At 60.4% G+C, this 20,801-nt stretch carries 21 protein-coding genes; all 21 read right to left on the bottom strand.

Annotated features, from left to right (window positions below; all coding sequences use genetic code 11):
• Position 1: 1 nt before the first annotated feature.
• Positions 2-1,012, bottom strand: coding sequence for a P-type conjugative transfer protein TrbG (trbG, locus tag PSV26_RS07485; RefSeq protein ID WP_300569423.1), 1,011 nt, complete (start codon positions 1,010-1,012; stop codon positions 2-4).
• A complete protein-coding gene (gene trbF / locus PSV26_RS07480; protein ID WP_300569420.1) occupies positions 1,009-1,722 on the bottom strand; it encodes a conjugal transfer protein TrbF in 714 nt (237 codons plus the stop codon). Before trbF ends, trbG begins: the two co-directional genes overlap by 4 nt.
• A gap of 9 nt (positions 1,723-1,731) precedes the next feature.
• Complete coding sequence (trbL, locus tag PSV26_RS07475) at positions 1,732-3,099, bottom strand: P-type conjugative transfer protein TrbL (protein ID WP_300569417.1); 1,368 nt, start codon at positions 3,097-3,099, stop codon at positions 1,732-1,734.
• 3 nt (positions 3,100-3,102) lie between these two features.
• The gene (locus PSV26_RS07470) at positions 3,103-3,369 is read right to left on the bottom strand and encodes an EexN family lipoprotein (protein ID WP_300569414.1); all 267 of its coding nucleotides are present in this window, start codon (positions 3,367-3,369) and stop codon (positions 3,103-3,105) included.
• Between the two features lie 11 nt (positions 3,370-3,380).
• The gene (trbJ, locus tag PSV26_RS07465) at positions 3,381-4,109 is read right to left on the bottom strand and encodes a P-type conjugative transfer protein TrbJ (protein WP_300569411.1); all 729 of its coding nucleotides are present in this window, start codon (positions 4,107-4,109) and stop codon (positions 3,381-3,383) included.
• Positions 4,106-6,544, bottom strand: coding sequence for a conjugal transfer protein TrbE (gene trbE, locus PSV26_RS07460; RefSeq protein WP_300569408.1), 2,439 nt, complete (start codon positions 6,542-6,544; stop codon positions 4,106-4,108). Before trbE ends, trbJ begins: the two co-directional genes overlap by 4 nt.
• A gap of 7 nt (positions 6,545-6,551) precedes the next feature.
• Positions 6,552-6,824: a VirB3 family type IV secretion system protein gene (locus PSV26_RS07455; protein ID WP_300569405.1), complete on the bottom strand. Its 273-nt coding sequence runs from the start codon at positions 6,822-6,824 to the stop codon at positions 6,552-6,554.
• Positions 6,821-7,153 (bottom strand): TrbC/VirB2 family protein, encoded by a 333-nt coding sequence (locus PSV26_RS07450; RefSeq protein WP_300569402.1) that lies wholly within the window; start codon positions 7,151-7,153, stop codon positions 6,821-6,823. The genes PSV26_RS07455 and PSV26_RS07450 overlap by 4 nt, the downstream gene beginning before the upstream one ends.
• A complete protein-coding gene (trbB, locus tag PSV26_RS07445; RefSeq protein ID WP_300569550.1) occupies positions 7,150-8,160 on the bottom strand; it encodes a P-type conjugative transfer ATPase TrbB in 1,011 nt (336 codons plus the stop codon). Before trbB ends, PSV26_RS07450 begins: the two co-directional genes overlap by 4 nt.
• Complete coding sequence (locus PSV26_RS07440; protein ID WP_300569399.1) at positions 8,153-8,620, bottom strand: CopG family transcriptional regulator; 468 nt, start codon at positions 8,618-8,620, stop codon at positions 8,153-8,155. Before PSV26_RS07440 ends, trbB begins: the two co-directional genes overlap by 8 nt.
• Positions 8,617-10,620 carry a conjugal transfer protein TraG gene (locus PSV26_RS07435; RefSeq protein WP_300569396.1) on the bottom strand — a complete coding sequence of 668 codons (2,004 nt, stop codon included), beginning with the start codon at positions 10,618-10,620 and terminating at the stop codon, positions 8,617-8,619. Before PSV26_RS07435 ends, PSV26_RS07440 begins: the two co-directional genes overlap by 4 nt.
• 274 nt (positions 10,621-10,894) lie before the next feature.
• Entirely contained in the window at positions 10,895-11,764 is an 870-nt protein-coding gene (locus tag PSV26_RS07430; RefSeq protein ID WP_300569393.1) for a LysR family transcriptional regulator, read from the bottom strand.
• Positions 11,765-11,964: 200 nt separating this feature from the next.
• On the bottom strand, positions 11,965-12,606 hold the full coding sequence (locus PSV26_RS07425) for an ANTAR domain-containing protein (protein ID WP_300569391.1): 642 nt from the start codon (positions 12,604-12,606) through the stop codon (positions 11,965-11,967).
• Between the two features lie 2 nt (positions 12,607-12,608).
• Positions 12,609-13,763, bottom strand: a complete 1,155-nt coding sequence (locus tag PSV26_RS07420; RefSeq protein WP_300569388.1) for a transporter substrate-binding domain-containing protein — start codon at positions 13,761-13,763, stop codon at positions 12,609-12,611.
• A gap of 61 nt (positions 13,764-13,824) precedes the next feature.
• Positions 13,825-15,348, bottom strand: a complete 1,524-nt coding sequence (locus PSV26_RS07415; RefSeq protein ID WP_300569386.1) for a VWA domain-containing protein — start codon at positions 15,346-15,348, stop codon at positions 13,825-13,827.
• An 80-nt stretch (positions 15,349-15,428) separates the two neighbouring features.
• Positions 15,429-16,235 carry a CbbQ/NirQ/NorQ/GpvN family protein gene (locus tag PSV26_RS07410; protein WP_300569383.1) on the bottom strand — a complete coding sequence of 269 codons (807 nt, stop codon included), beginning with the start codon at positions 16,233-16,235 and terminating at the stop codon, positions 15,429-15,431.
• Between the two features lie 15 nt (positions 16,236-16,250).
• On the bottom strand, positions 16,251-17,288 hold the full coding sequence (locus PSV26_RS07405; protein ID WP_300569380.1) for an aliphatic amidase: 1,038 nt from the start codon (positions 17,286-17,288) through the stop codon (positions 16,251-16,253).
• Positions 17,289-17,315: 27 nt separating this feature from the next.
• Positions 17,316-18,005: an urea ABC transporter ATP-binding subunit UrtE gene (gene urtE / locus PSV26_RS07400; protein WP_300569378.1), complete on the bottom strand. Its 690-nt coding sequence runs from the start codon at positions 18,003-18,005 to the stop codon at positions 17,316-17,318.
• A gap of 9 nt (positions 18,006-18,014) precedes the next feature.
• Complete coding sequence (gene urtD, locus PSV26_RS07395; RefSeq protein ID WP_300569547.1) at positions 18,015-18,782, bottom strand: urea ABC transporter ATP-binding protein UrtD; 768 nt, start codon at positions 18,780-18,782, stop codon at positions 18,015-18,017.
• A 17-nt stretch (positions 18,783-18,799) separates the two neighbouring features.
• Entirely contained in the window at positions 18,800-19,861 is a 1,062-nt protein-coding gene (gene urtC / locus PSV26_RS07390; RefSeq protein WP_300569376.1) for an urea ABC transporter permease subunit UrtC, read from the bottom strand.
• A 2-nt stretch (positions 19,862-19,863) separates the two neighbouring features.
• On the bottom strand, positions 19,864-20,766 hold the full coding sequence (gene urtB / locus PSV26_RS07385) for an urea ABC transporter permease subunit UrtB (RefSeq protein ID WP_300569373.1): 903 nt from the start codon (positions 20,764-20,766) through the stop codon (positions 19,864-19,866).
• Between the last annotated feature and the right edge of the window lie 35 nt (positions 20,767-20,801).

The following is a 20,801-nucleotide window of genomic DNA, read 5'->3' as shown; positions in this document are numbered from 1 at the left end:
CTCAGTTCCTCCGCGTAGCGCCCGCACTGACACCATCGGTGCGTTCGATGCGCACCACCTGCGCCTTGTCGCCGCCCAGCCGCAGCTCGGCTGCACCGAACAGGCGGTCCACAACGTAATACGGCGACCGAAAGCGGTAGTTCACCAGTTGCCCATCGCCCCGCGCGCCGATCACGAACAACGGCGGCAGCTCCCCCTGCGCGATGCCACCTGGGAACTGGATGTAGACCCGTTCGCCGTCGTCAAAGGCGCGCAGCGGCTTCCATGGCGGACTGTCACCGCTGACGGCATAGCGGAACCTGATCTGCTCCAGCGTCATACCGGTCTCGACAGGCGCGCTCGCCTGAGCCTGCTGCGCCTGCTTCTGCAGGGCCAGCATTCGGTCCTTCGCGTAGTCCCAGGACACAGAAGCCATCCAGGCCTGCGGCGTGGAAGAGAGTTCGAGCAGATAGGTACGACGGTTGGTCGTCACCACCAGGTTGGTTTTCAAGCCGATGCGTGTGGGCTTTACCAGGACATTCACGCGCAGTGTCGCGCCCGAGCCGCTGGCCGTATCACCTACGATCCAGCGCACTGTGTCGCCGGCGGAGACCGTCACCAGCTCTTCGCCCTGCTGCAAGGCGATGACGGTCACACGTCCCGGGCTGGTGTAGACCTGATAGAGGGCACCGTCGGCGTAGGGCCAGACCTGGATCGCATTGACATACCCTTCGCGTGTCGGCGCGATCCGTGCCTCCGCGTTGGCGCGGGACACGCGAACTTTTTCGTCCGCGGATTCCGGCGCCAGTTTCGCCTCGGCCTCGCTCGGCAACGCCTTCAATTGCTCAGGCAACGGCAATGGCTTCGGCACCTCAACCACCTCGATAGGCTTCGGCGGTTCTGGCAGCTGCTGCGCGGCAACGGCAAGGGGCTCGTCCAGCGAGATCGTCGGTGGCGGCTTGCCCTGGGTAGCGCAGCCAGTAAGGGCCAGCAGGACCAACGGAAGTACGGATCTGGGGAAATGTGTGTTCACTGCTTTGTTCCTTTCATTGCATCAGTGGCTTCGAGTTCACGGCTCCAAGACAGGCCGTTGACATAGATACCCAGCGGGTTCTTGCGCAGGCGCTGTTCGGTGCGGGGCGGCTGCAGCACGACGGACAACACAGCCGTCCAGCGCTCCATCCCTGAGGGCGAGCCGTTGGCATAGCTGCGCTCGATCCAGCGCACCTGGAAGGACGTGTCGCTGGCCCGCACCACGCTTGTGACCTCCACGGCCACTGAGCTTTGCCCGATGCGCGAGAAGGGGTCGTTCGCCCGCGCGTAGTCGTTCAGCGTCGCGGCGCCACGGTCCGTCGTGTATTCGTAGGCTTCAAGCCAGTTCTGCCGCACCACGATCGGGTCGATGGACAGCGAGCGCACGTCGGCGACGAAGCGTGCCAGGTGGTGCGCGATCTGCGCGTCGTTGGGCTTGTAGGGTGTGGCGGCCTCGCCCACGGCACGCACCTGGCCGGCGTTGTCCACCTCGATGACGAACGGCGTCACGATGGACTGGGCCGAGCGCCACAGGAGGCCGCCGGCCATCAGCAACGCGAGGGACAGGCAACCGAAAGCCATCAGCCGCCAGTTCTTGGCCTGCAGGCGCGCGCTGCCGATGCGCAGGTCCCAGGCCTGTGCGGCGGCCTGGTACGGGGTCACGGGCTCGGGCGTCGCCGAGTACCGCACTTGGGGTCGTCTAAATAGCATCAGGTTCTCCTAAGAATTTGAGTCATCGCGCAGGCTCGGGCTGGCGCCACTGCCCCCGGCATCGCCTGAACGCAATGCGTGCGCGGCCGTCGTGGCCGCATGCGTCATCTGTTGTTTGCGGCGCATCTGCTTGGCCCAAGTGGGCTCAGCCGACGGTGTGCTGGATCCGTTGACTTCGGCCGCTTTCGAAGCTGCTGGAGCCGCGGCATCCGCAACGAAGCTCGCCACGCTGTCCTTGACTGCCTTGGCGCCGGCCGCTACGCGCTGTCCGGCGGCAATGGCGCCGCTGCGCGCGGCGTTGGCCATGCCGGCACCGGCCGCGCGCATGCCGCCTGCGCCCGAAGCGCCGGCGCCTGCCTGATAGGCCGATTTCGCGGCGCTGGCCATCGAACTGGCAGACCGTGCCGCGGCGGCACCTCCGCCGATGGCGGCACGCGCGGCACTCGGCGCCATGCGTGCTCCTGCGGCCACAGCCGAGGCGGCTCCCGCCACGGCCGCGCCGCCGGCAACAGCCAGTCCGGCAGCACCCAGCGCCGTGCCAGCTGCCGCACCCGCGCCAAGCTGCGGCGCACCCGACACCAGCCCGGTGGCAATGCCCGGCCCGAAGATCCCCAAACCCAGCATCGCCAGCGCGGCCAGCATGATGACCAGCGCATGGTCGATGGACGGCTCGGTGCCGGGCGGCACCGTGAACTCGGCGAACAGGCCAGTGCCGATCCCGACGATCACCGCAAGCACCAACACCTTGATGCCTGAAGAGACCACGTTGCCTAGTACCCGCTCGGCCAGGAACGCTGTCTTGTTCCACAGCGCGAACGGCACAAGCACGAAGCCCGCGAGCGTGGTCAGCTTGAACTCGATCAGCGTCACGAAGAGCTGCACCGCGAGGACGAAGAAGCTCACGATTAGCACCAGCCAGGCCAGGAACAGCACGGTGATGACATCGAGATTGGCGAACACCTCCGGAAAGCCCGTCAGCTCGCTGATCTGCTTCATGATCGGCGCGCCGGCTTCCACGCCCACCCGCGCCAGGCGACCCGGCTGCAGCAGCTCACCCTGGGTCATCGACGAGCCGGACGCCATCAATCCAAGCCCAGCGAACGACCGGAACACGATCCCTGACAGGCTGTTGAAGTTGTTCAGGATGAAGGCGAAGGCGCCGACGTACAGCACCTTCTTGACCAGCTTGCCGATCACATCGTCGCCACCGCCGCCGCTCGCATTGCTCATCGCCCAGAAGAGACCTGCCAGGGTCATGTCGATCACGACCAGCGTGGCTGTCAGAAACCCAACCTCGCCTCCAAGCAGGCCGAATCCGGAATCGATGTAGCGGGAGAAGACATCGAGGAACCGGTCGATGACTGATAGGTCATTCATCGCTCAGTCCCTGGCTGCCGGCGCAGAGGTTGCGGGTGTCGGCGGCGGCGTGTGTTTCGGCCCGCCGCTGTCGAAGAAGCGCCGACGCGTGGCCTCAGCCACGGCATTGCACTGGGCATCGCCGATCCTGGTCCGGTCCGCCTTGCACTGCGCGCGCAACTCCTTCAGGCGCTCGGGATTGGCCACCAGCGATTCGACCGACTCGAAGGGTGTGGGCTTGCCACAAGCAGCCTGAAGCGCTGCCAGCACCACGATCAAGAGTTTCCGCATGCGCCCTCCCCTCAGTTGCCGTAAAAGTTGACCGTGTGGGGCGTGTACGGCGTGCCGTCGCCCTGGAAGCGCCGACGCACTTCGCGCGCACGCTCCTGCACCGCCACCTGCCGCGCTTGCTCCAACGCCGCGGCACGGTCCTGCGTGATCTGCAGTTGCTGGGCCTGCATGGCCTGGCGCGACTGCAAGGCCAGCAGTTGGTTAGTCGCCTGCATCGCTTGCAATGCGCCAGTGGCGGACTGGCTGCGGTTCACCAAGTCCGTCAAGGTCCGCTCGTCCGATGTGAAGTTCTGCACCGCTTGCGACTGCACCTTGGTCGCGGTGCGCAGTGCTTCGAGCGAATGGGCCCAGCGCGTGCGCGCATCGGTCGCCATCTGCGTGCCAGAGATCGAAGCCGAATACGACTCGGGGTACAGCCGACGGAAATCCGTCTCCATCTGCGCAACGTTGAAAGCAAGGCCCTGGCCTTGTTGGATCAGCTGATTCGTGGCCGACAGGGTAGCGCGCAGCTCATTGAGTGCGCTGAAATCCAGGCTGGCTAGATTGCGCGCCTGGTTCATCAGCGACTGCGCCTGGTTCTGCAATTGCTTGATCTGGTTGTTGATCTGCTCAAGGGTGTTGGCGGCGGTCATGATGTTCTGCGCCAGATTCGTCGGGTCGATCACGACCCATTGCGCATGCGCGACGGGCACAAGCGCCATAAGCGACGCCGCAGCGGCGGCGAGTAGGTGTTTCTTCATGGTGAGTTCTCCTGAGGTGATAGGGGAAAGGACGGAAACGACGGGATGAGGTTGGCGGCCCAGTCGAGGCCGCGACTACGCAGCCAGGCCGCGGCGAAGTCCGGGGAGGCGGTGCCAGCGGACACTGCGTCCAGGGCCCGTTGGTCTTCGGGTGTGGAGGCACCAGCGAAAGCCAGCGCCACCGGCCCAAGCCCAAGGTCGAAGACACGGTTGCCCAGCCGCGACTGGTAGTAGTAGTCCCGCTTGGGCTGTGCGGTCGCGACGATCTCGATCTGCCGGCCGTTGAGACCGAAGCCTTCGTAGATCGACCGGATCTGCGGCTCGGTCGCCTGCGGATTCGGCAGGAAGATGCGGCTCGCGCAGCTCTCCACGATGGCCGGCGCAATGGTCGAGTCCTTGATGTCCGCAAGCGACTGTGTCGCGAAGATCACGGAGACGTTCTTCTTGCGCAGAGTCTTGAGCCATTGACGGATGCGCGAAGCGAATACGGGGTCGTCCAGGAACAGCCAGGCCTCATCGAGGATCAGCAACGTCGGCGCACCGTCGAAGCGCTCGTCGAAGCGAGCGAACAGGTAGCCCAGCACCGCCAGCACGGCCGCCTTGCTGTGCATCAGCTCTTCCATCTCGAAGCCCTGCACGGCTGCGGCGCCGAGCCGGTCCGAATCGGCATCGAGCAGCTTTCCCTGGGCGCCGCCTAGCACGTAAGGCTTCAGGGCTTGCCGTAGTGCATTGGACTGCAGCAGCACCGACAGCCCTGTCATGGTTCGCTGTTCCACCGGTGCGCTGGCCAAGCTGTTGAGCGCAGACCAGACGGCATCCTTCTCGGGTGGGCCTACGGCGACGCCTTCCTGAATCAAGCGCCCTTCGATCCACTCGGCCGCCCAGGTGCGGTAGCCGTCCTGGTCGATGCGCGCCAGCGGTTGGAACGCAATGGCGCCGTCGGTTCCGAGGTCGTAGTGCTCGCCGCCAAGCCCGAGGATGGTGGCTCGCATCGAGCGCCCCATGTCGAAGGCGAAGATCCGCGAGCCCGGGTAGCGGCGGAACTGCATCGCCAGCGTGGCGAGCAGCACCGACTTGCCCATGCCGGTCGGCCCGACGATCAGGGTGTGACCCACGTCGCCGATGTGCGTGACCAACCGGAACGGCGTGGCACCGTCGGTGCGGGTGACGATCAAGGGCGGGCCGTCGAGATGTGCATTGCGCTCCGGCCCAGCCCACACGGCCGACACCGGCATCATGTGCGCCAGGTTCAGCGTTGAGACGATAGGTTGGCGGACGTTGGCGTAGGCATGGCCGGGCAGCGAGGACAGCCAGGCGTCAACCGCATTCAGGGTTTCGGGAATGGTCACGAAGCCCCGTCCCTGGATCGCCCGTTCCACCGCCCGCAACTTTTCGTCGGCTGCGGTCGCGTCGGCGTCGAGTACGGTCACTGTGGCTGTGACGTAGCCGAAGGCCACCTGGTCGCCGCCCAGCTCCTGCAGCGCCGCGTCGGCGTCCGATGCCTTGTTGGACGCATCCGAGTCCACCAGCAAGCTCTCCTGCTGGAAGATGGTCTCGCGCAGCAACGCGACGATGTTCTTGCGCTTGGCGAACCACTGGCGGCGCAGCCGGCGCAGTTCTTTCTCCGCCTCGGACTTGTCCAGGCACAGGAAGCGCGTGCTCCAGCGATAGGCAAAGCCCAGACGGTTCAGGTCATCCAGCAACCCCGGCCAGGTCGATGCCGGAAACCCGCGCACCGAGAGCACCCGCAGATGCTGATTCCCCAACATCGGCGCCAAGCCGCCCACCAATGGTTGGTCGGCCAGCAGCGCGTCCAGATGCATCGCCACTTCGGGCATGGCGACCGCATGTCGGCGCGTGGACACGCAGCCATGCAGGTAGGTGAGGGTCTGCGTGTCGCCGAGCCACGATGCCTCCGGCATCACGCCTTCGAGCAAGCCGAAGAGGCGTTCGGTCTCGGAGACGAACGCGTCAAGCCGTTCGCGCCAGTCCACACCCTCGGTGCGCTTGTTCTCGTACAGCAGCCTGGCGGCACGGGCCGTCGATTCCTCGGGCGGCAAGTACAGCAACGTCAGGTGGTAGCTGCTCTCGAAGTGACTGGCGTCCTCTTCGAACGCGGCGCGGCGTTCTTCATCGACCAGCCAGGACAGCGGCTCCGGGAAAACCGATTCTGGATAGCCAGCAGCTTCACGGCGCTCGGCGTCCACGAACAAGGCCCAGCCGGAGCCCAGACGCCGCAGCGCGTTGTTGAGGCGCGCCGACGTGGCGACGAGTTCGCCCTGCGTCGCACTGTCCAGATCCGGCCCGCGGAACCGCGCCGTGCGCTGAAACGAGCCATCCTTGTTGAGCACGACGCCTGGCGCCACCAATCCGGCCCACGGCAGCCAGTCGGCCAGCAACGCGGGGCGCTTGCGGTATTCGGTGAGATTTAGCATCGAGACCTCACACGTCCAGCAACTGCCGGTGCTTGATGTGGCGCGCGAAGACCTGCATGAACTGCGGGTCCAAGCGTGCACCCCAGACAGCCAGCGAGTGCCCGACGATCCACAACACGAGGCCGGGCAGCCAGAGCTGCAGGCCCAAGCCGACGGCAGCGGAAAGCGTGCCGTTGGCAATCGCCACCGTGCGCGGGGCACCGCCCAGCAGGATGGGTTCGGTCAGGGACCGGTGTAGCGGCACTTCAAAGCCGACCAGGTTTCCCGTAGCGGTGCTCATGCCAGCACCGCCCCACCCGTGAAGCTGAAGAAGGTCAGGAAGAAGCTGGACGCCGCAAACGCGATCGACAGACCAAACACGATCTGGATCAGCTTGCGAAAGCCACCGCTGGTGTCGCCAAAGGCCAGCGCCAGACCCGTCGAGATAATGACGATCACCGCGATGATCCGTGCCACCGGCCCCTGGATGGATTCGAGCACCGATTGCAACGGCGCCTCCCAGGGCATGTTCGAGCCGGCCGCTTGCGCGGGCAGCGCCACGGCCAGCAGCAGTGCAGCCGTCGCGGCAATGTGCAGAAGCGGTTTTACGGGAATGCGTGCAGTCTTCATGAGGGATCTCCTGTGGAGGAAGGGTTGGACGGAGGAAGAGACGGGAAGGAAGACAGCTCGGTATCGAGCTGGTAGCCGTGGCTGTCATGGCCGACGACGCGTGCGATCTCGCGCACGCGACGCGCCCGGCCGCGGCCGGCGATGAAAACGATGACGTTGACCGCCTCAGCGATCAGGGCGCGCGGCACGGTCACGCTGACCTCCTGCACCAGTTGCTCCAGCCGTGTGAGCGCGCCATGAGCCGAACCGGCATGTACGGTTGCGATGCCCCCAGGATGTCCGGTGCCCCAGGCCTTGAGCAGGTCGAGTGCCTCGGAGCCGCGCACCTCGCCGACGACGATGCGGTCCGGACGCAGCCGCAAGGTGGCGCGCACCAGGTCGGCCATGGTGCTCACACCCGGCTCGGTGCGCATGCCCACGTGGTCGTCGGAGCGGCACTGCAGCTCCACCGTGTCTTCGAGGATCAGCACCCGGTCACGCGTCTCCGCGATTTCGTCCAGCAAGGCATTGGCGAGCGTGGTCTTACCCGTGCTGGTGCCGCCCGCCACGACGATGTTCAGACGCTCTCGCACGGCACGACGCAGGAACGCCGCCTGTTCCTCGGTCATCACGCCGTCGGCCACGTAGTGCGCCAGCGTCATGATGCGCAGCGCTCGTTTGCGGATCGCAAAGGACGGTGCGCGCACGACGGGCGGCAACACGCCCAAGAAGCGTTCTCCGGTTTCGGGCAACTCTGCCGACAGGATCGGTGCGCCCGCATGCACCTCGGTGCGCACGTGCGCGGCCACCAGCCGGATGATTCGTTCGGCCACGGCCGGCGGCAGCGCCGCGCCGGTGGTTTCGCGGCCTGTGCCCAGGCGGTCCAACCAGAGCGAGCCGTCCGGGTTCAGCAACACTTCGACGACCTCGGGGTCTTCGAGCGCTGCCACGATTTCTGGCCCCATGGCCGTGCGCAGCATGCGAATGCGTCGCTCCAGCGAGGTGTCTACGCCGTTCGGCTCAGGCATTTTCACCAGGAACCTCCTGAGATTCGGTGCCAGAATCCCCTTGGGCAGCTTCTGCAGGTCCGATGTCCTCATGGACTTCCCGCACCAGACTGCGGCCGCGCTGGATGTGGCGCGAGAGCTGCTCGATGAACTGCATATAGCGGGCGCGGCCCTGTGCGCGCGCCGCGTCTTGCTGGCCCTCGGGCACGGGGATCGAGACCGTCAGGAAGTAGCGGACGTAGAGCGCCACCGTCTCGATCAACACGTTCTGGTCACGCTCCAGACGGTCGAACTGGCGCGAGAGCCGGTCCAGGCGTTTGGCGATGGCCGCCTCGCGCTGGTCTTCCCCATCGGGCGAGAGGAACGAGGCCAGCGCGGCAGCGATCACGGCGGACTTCGACACACCCTTGTGCGCCGCAACCTGGTCCAAGCGCTTGGCGTGTTCCGGCTCAATGAAGATGTTCAGGCGGGCACGGGTCATAGTGCGATCCCGTCGTCAGGGTCCAGTGCGGCCAGACGCGCGGTGCGCATCAGTTGCCGGTCTACGTCCTGCGGACGCAGCGGCGCGTCGTCTTCGTCATCGAGCACCAACAGGCCATCGGCGTCTGGAAGCGTTGGTGCATCGGCAGCGAGATCCAACTCGGGCTTGAGTTGGTGACCACCCTCGTCGGCGAGGCCGCCGACGTCAACGACAGACGAAGCCGGCAGAGCTGCCATGGGTGGCAGTCCACTCCAGTCGTCAGGCCGTGCAGCAGGTCGGTCTGCGTAGATGCCCGCAGTCAGTGCAGGTGCAGGGAGGACGCGCGGGGTGAAGTTCCGATCCTGGTAGTAGCGCAGCTTCTTGGCCTTGATGGGCGGATGGCCCGACACCATCACCACGGCATCGTCGGGCGGCAGTTGCATCACTTCGCCCGGTGTCAGCAGCGGCCTGGCCGTCTCCTGGCGTGACACCATTAGGTGGCCGAGCCACGGCGCGAGCCGATGGCCAGCGTAGTTGCGCTGGGCGCGCAACTCGGTGGCCGTCCCGAGTGCCTCGGAGATGCGCTTGGCCGTGCGCTCGTCGTTTGTCGCGAACGCGATACGCACATGGCAGTTGTCCAGAATCGAATGGTTCTGGCCGTAGGCCTTGTCGATCTGGTTGAGCGACTGCGCGATCAGGAAGGCACGCAGGCCGTAGCCGGCCATGAAGGCGAGGGCGCTCTCGAAAAAGTCGAGCCGGCCCAGCGCCGGGAACTCGTCCAGCATCAAGAGCAGCTTGTGCTTGCGCGCGATGCCGTCCGAGCCATCCAGCGATTCGGTCAGGCGCCGGCCAACCTGGTTAAGGATTAAACGGATCAGCGGCTTGGTGCGGCTGATGTCCGAGGGTGGCACAACCAGATAGAGCGAGACCGGATGCGCGCCCGAGATCAGGTCGGCGATCCGCCAGTCGCAGCGCGAGGTGACTTCTGCCACCGTGGGATCGCGGTACAGGCCGAGAAAGCTCATGGCGGTAGACAGCACACCCGAACGCTCGTTGTCGCTTTTGTTGAGCACCTCACGTGCTGCGGAAGCGACGACGGGATGGACTTCTTCGCCGAGATGGCCAGTGGTCATCATCCGGTGCAGCGTCACTTCGAACGGACTGGTCGGATCGGACAGGAAGTTGGCCACACCGCGCAGCGTCTTATCCTCGCCCGCGTACAGCACGTGCAGGATGACGCCAACCAGCAATGCATGGCTGGTTTTCTCCCAATGGTTGCGCCGTTCCAGCGCTCCTTCTGGATCGACCAGGATGTCGGCGATGTTTTGTACGTCGCGCACCTCGTGCATGCCGCGCCGCACTTCGAGCAGTGGGTTATAGGCTGCCGACTTCGCATCGGTCGGGTTGAAAAGCAAGCAATGCGAAAACCGTGCACGCCATCCCGATGTGATGCTCCAGTTCTCGCCCTTGATGTCGTGGATCACCGCGGACCCCGGCCAGGACAGCAGCGAAGGCACGACTAAGCCCACACCTTTGCCTGAGCGGGTAGGGGCAAATGCCATAACGTGCTCCGGGCCTTCGTGGCGGAGGTAGTTGACGTCTTTGTGGGCGGTCTTGCCAAGGAACACGCCGGCAGGCCGGGTCAGGCCAGCTTCGACGATCTCCTCACGCTCGGCCCATCGAGCGGAACCATAGGTCGTGACCTGCTTGGCTGATCGCGAACGCCACACCGCCATGCCGATGGCCGCGCCGGTGGCGAGCATCCCGCTCGAAGCAGCGATGATGCCGCCGAGCTCAAAGATCTTGGGTGCGTAGGCGCCGTAGAAGTACCACCACTCGAACAGTTTCCAGGGCTCGTAGACCGGCGCGCCGGACAACGCAAACCACGGCAGCCCGAGCCGCGTCTGGTGACCCAGCGCATGCGCGGTCCATTGCGTGCCCGCCCAGACGCCGCCGATAGCGACGCCCAACACCACAACAATCTGTCCGAACAAAATGCCGGTCGCACCACGGGTTGGCATGACTCACTACTCCTTATCGTCTTGGTTCCAGCGCACATGTGCCGCAGTGGCACCGCATGTCTAAGTTTGGAATCGAGTCGCCAAGCCGCACACCCGTAGGAGCGCGGTGGAGGGGGTTGTGGCGTAAGCTGGCGGAAGGAGCCGGCCTCGAAAGACGAAGTCACGCCTTCAATGCGTTTAAGTCGTCAGCAAGTAGCAGCATTAAGGAAAATGCGCGAATTGTCCAAGGCCGATCACGCCATGCGGCGCGCTACAGGAGCGAGAGCTGTAACGATTAATGCAAAGTTTTGGTGTGCGCAACAAAACGTTGCAACACTTCTGGCAAACCGAAGCGTTGGTGCTTGTGCAGCACGAATGTGATGATGCGCTCGTCTTCGTGCAGCGGTATGGTCACGACATCCGAGCGGCACAGCGCGGCTACGTGGCCTGCGTCCGTCACACCCACGCCCATGCCGGTAGCAATGCGCGTGAAGTAGCCGCTCAGTGTACGGGCTTCGCCTGCGAACGTGGGCGTCGTCGTATGGCGCTGCACGATGGTTCGGATCTGCTCCAAAAGGCCCGGCAGTCGGTCGGAATGGCAGGACAGCAACGGGAAGGCAAGCAGCTCCGCGAGAGTAAGCGCTGGTCGCGATGCCAGTTCATGCCCGAGCGGCAACAGTGCCATTGCCGGGTAGCTCCACGCTTCCTGCTGAGTGATCGCGTCGTCCTCCGGCACGCCGAAGGACAATCCTGCATCCAGTTCTTCGCGCTGCAATGCTTCGGCCAACTCCAGAGCGCGCATCTCTGTGAGTTCCAGAGGGATCTCGGGCGCCACCTTGCGCCAGTTGACTAAACATTGAGTTAGTTTCGGCTGAGCGATGCCGTCTGCAACGCCGATACGCAGCGGCGCGCGGAAGCGGGCATCCGTCTCTCGTACGGCGCGATAGGTGCGCTCGACACGGATGAAGAGTTTCCGTACTTCCTTGAGCAGGCGCAGACCGGCTGGCGTCAGGTGCAACTTACGCGGGGAGCGAACGAACAATCGCACGCCCAGACGATCCTCAAGATCGCGAATCGTCCTCGATAGCGGGGTTTGATCGATATGAATGCGTTCGGCGGCACGACGGAAATTCAGCTCCTCTGCGACAGCGACGAAGTAACGCAAGTGCCGTAGTTCAATCACCGGGGTCTTACTGGTTACAGGTAACCAGTTTTGTGCGAGCGACTTGAGGGATAAGTGAAGCTTGAGCCCGTGACAGCTGCATTAACATCAAAATAAGTCAAAATATTCTCCTCTGTAGTGGTGGCGTTAAATGCCGCTTCAATGACATCCATTAGCCAAATTTGAGCGACTACGGTCCACAGTTACCTATCGACTTTCTTCGTTCCAAGCGAGAGAACTTCACTGGCGTTGACGATGGCGGACGCAACTTCTTCGGTTGTCACCCGCCGGCTCATCGCCTGGTCCCGGATTGAGTCGTAAGCCTCGGTCTCGGACAAACTGTGAGTCCTCATGAGAATCGCCTTTGCATCGGCGATTTGTCGGGCACCGAGTAGCTTTGCCTCGATCTTGTTCAATCGCCGACACAGCGAGCGATTTTCCTTATGCGACTCGCGAGCTACGACGAGAGTCGACATCAATCCAAATGACCTAATCGGCGAAGGAAGAACGGCCGTCGCCCTGAGCGCGAGCACTGCCTCCACTATCGTCGGATTTTCGTAGTTCACCACCGCAATAACAGTGGGCGCGTCATCACTATTTGTCCAGTCAAACTGGAGGCCCAGGATCTCTGGGCGCACTGCAACAAAAGCAATGTCAATATTCTCTGGCAGTGATCTAACAGGTGGCCAGAACGCCTGCACTAGGCATCCAATGCGTTGTAATTGCTGTGTTAGCAGACGGCCATCACCGTCGTCTGGATGGATAACCGCGATCTTTAGCGAGCGCAGTTCCTTCAGTTGCGTCGGAGTAACGCGAAGTGTGCCGCGCTTGCCGATGCTGTCCACGGTCAGCTCTCCAGCGTTTCCAACTTAGCCGTCCAATCTCCTAGAGAATGGGTGACTAGATAAGGGTCTGGATAGACTGGGCGAGTGGCCTGCCGCACGATAGTAAATTGGCCCTCGGCATCCACGCGTCCGATCCTCGGGTAGAGGCAAGTGTGGTGATTGGTGGAGTCAATTTTGACTCGACCCTGAGGTGCATCAAATTCGCTTCCCAATATGTGTGGCATCAACTCGGCGATGCCGTCACTGCCTGCTTGGCGAAACGCGTTTGCGAAGATATGTGTCTGAAAGTATGAAGCCTCCCAACACAGGTTGGGTACGCTATCCTCTCCGAAATGCTGGCGCAAGCGCGAGAGGCAATGGCGATTCGCTTCGGAATCAATTGATTGGAAATACGGCGCGGCAGTGTAGTGACCAGTTGCTACGCCGCGACCCATTTGCGATATCTCAGCCTCAGAAGTCGTCAAGCTGGCGATGGGCATCGAGCGTGGTTCAAATCCAGCATCGGCGTATGCTCTGTAAAGCGCGGCCGTAGAGTCCCCCACAACGGTGGAAAAAATGAAGTCGGGACGCTTGTTGCGAATATCCTCCATGATCACGCCGTAGTCCTTCTCCGTTGCATCTAACGGCAGGTAACACTCCCCCAACTTTTCACTACCAGGCCTCTGCAATACCAGCTCACCCATGATGCGATTGGATTCGTACGGATAAATGTAATCCGAGCCAATGAGATATACGCGCGCCCCAAAGTTTGCCGTCATAAACTCAGCTAATTGCACGCTGTTCTGATTCGGGGCAGCACCTGTATAAATCACATTTCCTGAGTATTCAAACCCCTCGTAAAGCGTCGGATAGAAAAGTAGCTTGTTCCACTTTTCAATCACAGGGATGACGGCTTTACGGCTACTCGACATGTAGCAACCGAAAATCACGTTGACGCGGTCTTGAACAATCAGCTGTTCAGCTAACTCCGCATAACGCGCCGGATTGGACTGGGCGTCATAGCGGACTGGCACCAACTCGCGGCCATCAATCCCCCCAGAGTCGTTAATCTCACGAATAGCAAGCAGGGCCCCCTGGAGCTGAGACAGTCCAATGGTCGAAGTAACGCCCGTTTCCGAGTAAAGAACTCCGACACGAATGGGATCCTGATTAGCCACGGTGCGGCCTTTTAACTTTCATCGTCATTTTCATTTGCCCTATTGGTACTAAGACCCTATCTTAGTTAGATGCGAGCCGCGCGCAAGTACGCTGAATTTGCGCCGGCAGACGATGTGGATTGGTCGCGACACAGTAGTTGCGCCAACCGAAAATTCGCTGTGCATAGGAATCTCCGTCCTGATCCACTGCGATGCAGAAGCTTCGTATTCCAGCCTTGCGGGCATCAAGCACCGCGGCACGCGCATCTTCAACCAAATAACGCGGGTCGTGCACGTCGATGTCGGCCGGCGTTCCATCCGTCACAAGCAGAATATTGCGAATATTGACCTTCTCCTGCAGCAGTTCCGCCGTTGCATGCCGAATTGCTGCGCCTATCCGGGTGGAGAAACCGGCCTGAACTTCAGTAACACGGGTGATAGACACAAGCGTTGGCAGTTCTCCAAAGTCAATAAGCTTCGTGTAGTAGACCTCCGAGCGGGTATTTGACGAAAACCCATGGACAGCGATCCGATTGCCTTCAAGAGAAGCAGTCCCAGCCATGAGCAGCGCGGCTTGCTTCTCGATATCAAGAAAGGACATCTGGCTGCCCTCTGCTCTGTCATTGGCTGATTCAGACAAATCAAGCAGTACCAGGGTTGATGATTTATCGCTTTCCGGTCCACGGCGAACGAACATACGGGGCTCGGGTTGTAAACGCATACGGCGGTCAATAACCACCTCAATTGCTGCGTTCAAGTCGATGTCGTCACCATCCCACTGACGACGCAGTCGTCGCGTTCGACTAACACGTCGGCTATCCGAGAATTGCAATGGTCGGCTGAAATGATGCTTAATACCGGTTGGATTTGGAACGTGACGCCCGTCAGGCGACTTCTCGATCACCGTGCACCATTCTGGCTTTAGGTGCTCCATACGGTAATCCCACTCTGGATATTGGAAACAAGCTTCGCTGAAGTTCAAGGCGCCGGCGGAAGGTGGGTCTCCATCGAGCTCTACCGACATTCCTGATGGTCTGCTCATCATGCGACGCACCGTTACTTCATCGTCTGAGGTCTGCTCGACGTCAGTGAAGTCCCACAAATAGCTGTTGTCATCGCGATATGCCGCCGGGACAACATGCAGTTGCGGGTCGAACCGAACGCGCATCTGCCCAAGATCGTTCGCAAGGATCGCGGCTACTGCCCTGAAGGCGTCATAGTCACCCAGCCCAGCCCGCTCAGCGGTCTCCTCGAACAACCGACGCGCCTTGTTCACCCAGTGATTGTCATCTTGGGCTTGCGGGTCAGCCAAAACTCGATCCATACGCGCTACGAGTGCAGCAAAACTCAGATCGCCAGCTGCGGGCGTGGGCGACAGGTATTTCAGGAACCTGGTGCGCATACCAGGGAAGTTTTGAAGTAGCAGACGTTCGACGCGTGCATCTTCGATCGCAGAAACAATTGCAATCCCCATCGGTTTGAGACCCCGCACCGGTCTACCCGCGACAGAGTAACGCCAGTGAGCCAAAGCATGCGCGACTGACGCCTGAGCCAAACCCCACTTCTCGGACATGAATTCTGGCAGAACCAGTTGGTCAGAGGTCAAGATCGCTCGAGGGTGTGCGCCGTCACTCTGGACATGTATTCCACGCTTCCCGAGGCCGGTAGCCAAAATTGACAGTGCACTCACCCGAATTGAGCCTCAACGAACCCTTGCAGAGCTAATATCATGTCAGGGTCGTCCGACAAGGTGTGTGTGAGCGTCATCGCGCAGCTCTCGCTCGGCGAAACCCCATCTCGAATCAGGATGCCCGCATAGATCAGCATTCGCGTCGAGGCACCTTCTTCAAGTCCCCGGTTCTTTAGGGCACGTGAACAGTGGGCAATCGTCACCAGTTGCATAGCCATAGGTTGGCCAATGCCAGTCTCGTGGGCAACGATCTCTGCTTCCAACGCTGCAGGCGGATAGTCAAACTCAAGAGACGCAAAACGCTGCCGGGTTGAAGGCTTCATGTCCTTCGCGCTGCTTTGATAGCCAGGGTTGTAGGAAACAACCAGCTGGAAATCAGGATGCGCCTGAATGACCTCCCCTTTCTTGTCGAGTGGCAAGATTCGACGGGCGTCTGTTAACGGGTGGATGACGACCGTGGTGTCTTGACGGGCCTCAACCACCTCGTCCAAGTAACAGATGCCGCCATGGCGCACCGCCATCGTGAGCGGGCCGTCATGCCAAGCAGTACCGTTAGCATCCAGCAAGTAACGGCCCACCAAATCAGAGGCTGTCATGTCTTCGTTACATGCCAGCGTGATGAGGGGGCGCTTTAGCTTCCACGCCATATGCTCGACGAACCGAGTCTTCCCGCAACCCGTTGGTCCTTTCAGGATCAGCGGCATCCGGTGCGTATACGCACTCTCGTATAGCGCTACTTCGTTGCCGGCCGCTCGGTAAAACGGCTCGGCGTTGATGCGGTACTCGGCGAGGGTATTCGACATATGGAAATGGCGCGACTAGCGGTGCTTAGGAGCTTCGTGTGGAATGCCTTCAATCGGGCATTCCGGCGTTCCTACAGTGGAGCGGGTAAATGACTCAACCATCTCCCGAGTTCCCTCCGGATCATTGATCCATTGCGAATAGAAGTTGTATGGGCAAGCTGCTACGCCCTTGTCACCGTCCCCTGAGTTGATCAAGCCCGTGTATCCGCGGTGCACCAGTTTGAAGAGATGGTTCTGTGACTGGCCATTTTTGCGTGCATCACGAATCAAACCCTTGGACAGCTCCGCATACTGGATGCCCATATCCTCCTCACCGCACTCGCCCAGCGTGCGGCCATCGAAGCCGATGATCGCTGAGTGACCGAAATACGAGTAGACGCCGTCAAAGCCCGACGCATTCGCGACTGCGACGTAGGTGTTGTTCATGAAGGCCATCGCCTTCGACACCATGATCTGCTGTTCCTTGGCCGGATACATGTAACCCTGGCAGCGAATAATCAACTCGGCGCCGCGCATAGCGCAATCACGCCAAATCTCGGGGTAGTTGCCGTCATCGCAAATGATCAGGCTCATCTTCATGCCCTTCGGGCCTTCGCTGACATAGGTGCAATCCCCCGGATACCAGCCCTCGATCGGCACCCATGGCATGATTTTTCGGTATTTCTGGACGATTTCACCTTGATCGTTCATCAGGATCAGTGTGTTGTAGGGGGCTTTGTTGGGATGCTCTTCATGGCGTTCACCAGTGAGCGAAAAAACGCCCCACACCTTGGCTTGACGACATGCCGCGGCGAAGATTTCAGTTTCTTCACCAGGAACTGTGGCGGCTGTGTCGTACATCTCCTTGGAGTCGTACATGATGCCGTGGGTGGAGTACTCAGGGAAGATAACCAGGTCCATTCCCGGGAGCCCTTTCTTCATTCCTATCAGCATCTCGCCAATCTTGCGTGCGTTCTCCAGCACTTCTGCTTTTGAGTGCAGCCGTGGCATTTTGTAGTTCACGACCGCTACACCTACGCAATCGTTGCTGCTCGAGATATCACCATGTCTCATGACTTTGCTCCTTGGGGTGGTTGAAATTCAAACGGTCAGGAAAGATCTGACTTTTTCCTGGTCAAGACTGCTACGCAACTCGTCGTGAACGATGCGTCCTCGGTCGATGACCAGAAATCGGTCCGCAAGCTCCAGCGCAAAGCTCAGAACTTGCTCAGATACGACGACAGCGAACCCTCGCTCCGCCCGCAGAACATTGAGAGTCCGTGCGAGTTCCTTGATGATGGAAGGCTGTATTCCCTCAGTGGGCTCATCGAGGATCAGCACCTTCGGGTCCGAGATCAGCGCTCGTGCGATCGCAAGCATTTGCTGCTGACCGCCGGAAAGATTTCCTGCTTTTCGGCTTTTCATTTCCTGAAGAACCGGGAAAAATCGATAGATATATTCAGGCACGCTGCGATGACCTGAATGCTCCGCGCCGGTCAGGATGTTCTGCTCGACGGTCAGTAGCGGAAATACCATGCGGCCTTGAGGCACAAATGCCAGTCCCTGCTTTACTCGGCTGTAGGTAGGAGCGCCGGTTAGCTCATTGCCGTTGAGCCGGATGTGACCAGACCGGGTCGGCAAAAGGCCGATCAACGACTTCAGTAGCGTGGTTTTCCCCATGCCGTTGCGCCCCATGATTGCAATCGACTCTTGGGGTCCCACTTGGATCGAGATGTCGTGAAGCACGTGCGATTCACCGTAAGCCACATTAATTTTTTCGATTTCGAACATCGTTGTCTTTCAGTGGCCGAGATAGACGTCAATCACGCGGCGGTCAGACTGAACTTCGCTGGCGCTTCCTTCGCTCAGCAGCTTTCCTTGGTGCAACACCGTGACCTTGTGCGCAATGCGTTTGACGAAGTCCATGTCGTGCTCGATCACGACAACGGATTTACCTGTCGCGATGCGGCTTAGCAAATCGCCTGTCTGTTCGCGCTCACGTGGACTCATGCCCGCCACCGGTTCGTCCAACAACAGCAGCTCCGGCTCTTGCATCAGCAACATGCCGATCTCCAGCCACTGTTTTTGCCCATGGCTGAGCTGGCAGGCACGACGATTAAGCTGGTCTTTAAGGAAAACCTGATCGGCAATCTCCTCGATCCTCTCCCGCACTTGCGCGGTGCGGCGGAAGGTGAGCGACTGGAAGAGCCCGTGCATACCAGGCAAGGAAATTTCGAAGTTTTCGAGAACGGACAGGTCCTCATAAACAGACGGAGTTTGAAATTTCCGGCCAACGCCGGCCCGCACAATTTCATGCTCACTCATCCGGGTCAACTCAATGTCATTGAAAAGAACGCGACCCGCGGTAGGCTTTGTCTTCCCGCAGATCATGTCAAGCAATGTGGTTTTCCCGGCCCCATTCGGTCCGATAATGACGCGAAGTTCGTTGCGATCGACGGTTAAATTGAGGTTATCTACAGCCCTGAAGCCGTCGAAGGATACTGTGAGGTCTTCAACCTTCAGAATTTGACGCTGTGCAGGAACCGATGTATTTGCTAGGTGTGACATTTCAAGCTGTGTGGTGTTCATCGTGCCGCCTCATCTGATCTACGCCACCAGTGCAATCGATTGACCAGGCCAGCCAGTCCATTTGGCATTGCCCATACGACCAGGATGAATACAGCACCCAAGAAGTAAAGCCAGCCTTCCGGGAAGGTTTCAGAGAGATATGACTTTAGGAAGCCGATCAGCAAAGCCCCTACTACGGCTCCGGGCACAGAGAGCCTGCCGCCAACAGCTGCGTAGATGACCATCTCTACCGATGCAACCACTCCGATAACGCCTGGCGCGATGAGTCCGACCTGCAGGCTGTAGAAAGCTCCGCCGATAGAGGAAAGCACTGCGGCGAACGCAAAGACGAAGGCCTTCATGTGCGCGGTGTTGTACCCGCTGAAGCGGACCCGGTCCTCGCGATCCCGGATTGCAATGAGGATTTTTCCGAAGCGGCTTCGGATGATCGCGAGGGACAGCAGCATTGCCAGGGATACGGCGCCAACCTCGATGAAATACATCACCCGCTTGCCGTCATCGCTGAGAATGTCCCAGCCAAGCAGCGTGCGGAAGTCTGTAATGCCATTCGCTCCGCCCGTATCCCCCTGCTGACCGATCACAACAACTGTCAAGGTAAGTGCCAGCGCAAGCGTAACGATGGCGAAGTAAACGCCACTGACGCGTCTACGGAAAATTGCATAGGAAAACAGCCAGGCCAGCCCAGCTGGTATGGTCAAGATCCCAAGCACTGTCCACCCCAATGAGTGAAATGGTTGCCACCAGACCGGCAGCGTCTCAATGCTGCTCCACACCATGAAGTCGGGAAGTTCAGGGGCAGACGCCTCAAGCTTCAAAAACATGGCCATCATGTAACCACCCAAGCCAAAGAACACGCCTTGGCCTAGACTGAGCACTCCACCGTATCCCCAAGTCAGCACGATACCGATCGCTACAAAGGAGAAGGCGAGGTATTTCCCAATCAAATTGAGGCGGAATGGGTCGAGTACTGCTGGAAGAACGAGTGCGAGAAGAAGAATGACAAGTCCGACGGAGATCGCATCCGAGCGGCGCTGTTGGTTTCGTTGAGTTGCAGCCATGTTCAGATCCGCGAGCGTGTGGAGAACAGACCATTCGGCCGGAAATATAGGACCACAATTACCAAAACCAGGATGGTGGCCTTGGCCATGGATCCACTCATCAGGAATTCCAGCCACGTTTGAGATTGCGCGATCGCAAAGCCGGAAAGGGCGGTGCCTACGAGGCTCTGTACGCCACCGAAGACAACCACGATGAACGAATCAACGATGTAAAGCTGACCCGTGCCTGGATTGGTCGAGCCGATCATCGTAAAAACACAACCGGCAATTCCAGCAAGGCCGGAGCCGAGCGCTAGCGTTAGCGAGTCCACGCGGTGTGTGTCGATGCCCACCGCGCCAGCGATTTGGCGGTTTTGCATCACTGCCCTTACCTTCAGTCCCCACCGGGTTTGGTAAAGAAGCACGTAAACACCGGCCGCGACTAGTGCCGTTAAGCCGACGATGAATATTCGTGTGAGGGGTAACTGAATGCCCACCACCGGCTCCCATGCCCCAGCCAACCATTGCGGCAAGGGAACGCTAACTTCCTGGGCACCAAAGATGGTCCGATAAGCCTGCTGCAGCATCAGACTGAGCCCCCAAGTCGCCAGTAGTGTGTCCAGGGGCCGGTTGTAAAAGAAGCGGATGAAGCATCGTTCCAGCAGATAGCCAACCGCGAAGGTCACCAAAAATGCAAATGGAATCGCGACAAACAAATAGATGTCCATCCAACCAGGAGCAAAGCGTTCAAACATTTTCGCCGCGACGTAGGTCATGTACGCCCCCAGTGCCATCAACTCACCGTGAGCCATGTTGATCACGCCCATCAGGCCGAAGACAATTGCCAGTCCGATTGACATCAACAACAGGATGGTGAAGAGACTCACTCCGTTGAAGATCTGCATCACCGCTATATCAAAACTCATGAACCACTCCAGAAAATCCAATTAACCGGGCGCAG

The sequence above is a fragment of the Polaromonas sp. genome (genome assembly GCF_029945685.1).
GTDB lineage: Bacteria > Pseudomonadota > Gammaproteobacteria > Burkholderiales > Burkholderiaceae_C > Polaromonas.
This window is presented reverse-complemented; position numbering and strand designations above follow the sequence as displayed.

Coding starts and splice junctions, on each gene's coding strand:
- trbF (WP_300569420.1), bottom strand. CDS start 1,722: ATGCTATTTAGACGACCCCAAGTGCGGTACTCGGCGACGCCCGAGCCC.
- trbL (WP_300569417.1), bottom strand. CDS start 3,099: ATGAATGACCTATCAGTCATCGACCGGTTCCTCGATGTCTTCTCCCGC.
- PSV26_RS07470 (WP_300569414.1), bottom strand. CDS start 3,369: ATGCGGAAACTCTTGATCGTGGTGCTGGCAGCGCTTCAGGCTGCTTGT.
- trbJ (WP_300569411.1), bottom strand. CDS start 4,109: ATGAAGAAACACCTACTCGCCGCCGCTGCGGCGTCGCTTATGGCGCTT.
- trbE (WP_300569408.1), bottom strand. CDS start 6,544: ATGCTAAATCTCACCGAATACCGCAAGCGCCCCGCGTTGCTGGCCGAC.
- PSV26_RS07455 (WP_300569405.1), bottom strand. CDS start 6,824: ATGAGCACCGCTACGGGAAACCTGGTCGGCTTTGAAGTGCCGCTACAC.
- PSV26_RS07450 (WP_300569402.1), bottom strand. CDS start 7,153: ATGAAGACTGCACGCATTCCCGTAAAACCGCTTCTGCACATTGCCGCG.
- trbB (WP_300569550.1), bottom strand. CDS start 8,160: ATGCCTGAGCCGAACGGCGTAGACACCTCGCTGGAGCGACGCATTCGC.
- PSV26_RS07440 (WP_300569399.1), bottom strand. CDS start 8,620: ATGACCCGTGCCCGCCTGAACATCTTCATTGAGCCGGAACACGCCAAG.
- PSV26_RS07435 (WP_300569396.1), bottom strand. CDS start 10,620: ATGCCAACCCGTGGTGCGACCGGCATTTTGTTCGGACAGATTGTTGTG.
- PSV26_RS07410 (WP_300569383.1), bottom strand. CDS start 16,235: ATGTCGAATACCCTCGCCGAGTACCGCATCAACGCCGAGCCGTTTTAC.
- PSV26_RS07405 (WP_300569380.1), bottom strand. CDS start 17,288: ATGAGACATGGTGATATCTCGAGCAGCAACGATTGCGTAGGTGTAGCG.
- urtE (WP_300569378.1), bottom strand. CDS start 18,005: ATGTTCGAAATCGAAAAAATTAATGTGGCTTACGGTGAATCGCACGTG.
- urtD (WP_300569547.1), bottom strand. CDS start 18,782: ATGTCACACCTAGCAAATACATCGGTTCCTGCACAGCGTCAAATTCTG.
- urtC (WP_300569376.1), bottom strand. CDS start 19,861: ATGGCTGCAACTCAACGAAACCAACAGCGCCGCTCGGATGCGATCTCC.
- urtB (WP_300569373.1), bottom strand. CDS start 20,766: ATGAGTTTTGATATAGCGGTGATGCAGATCTTCAACGGAGTGAGTCTC.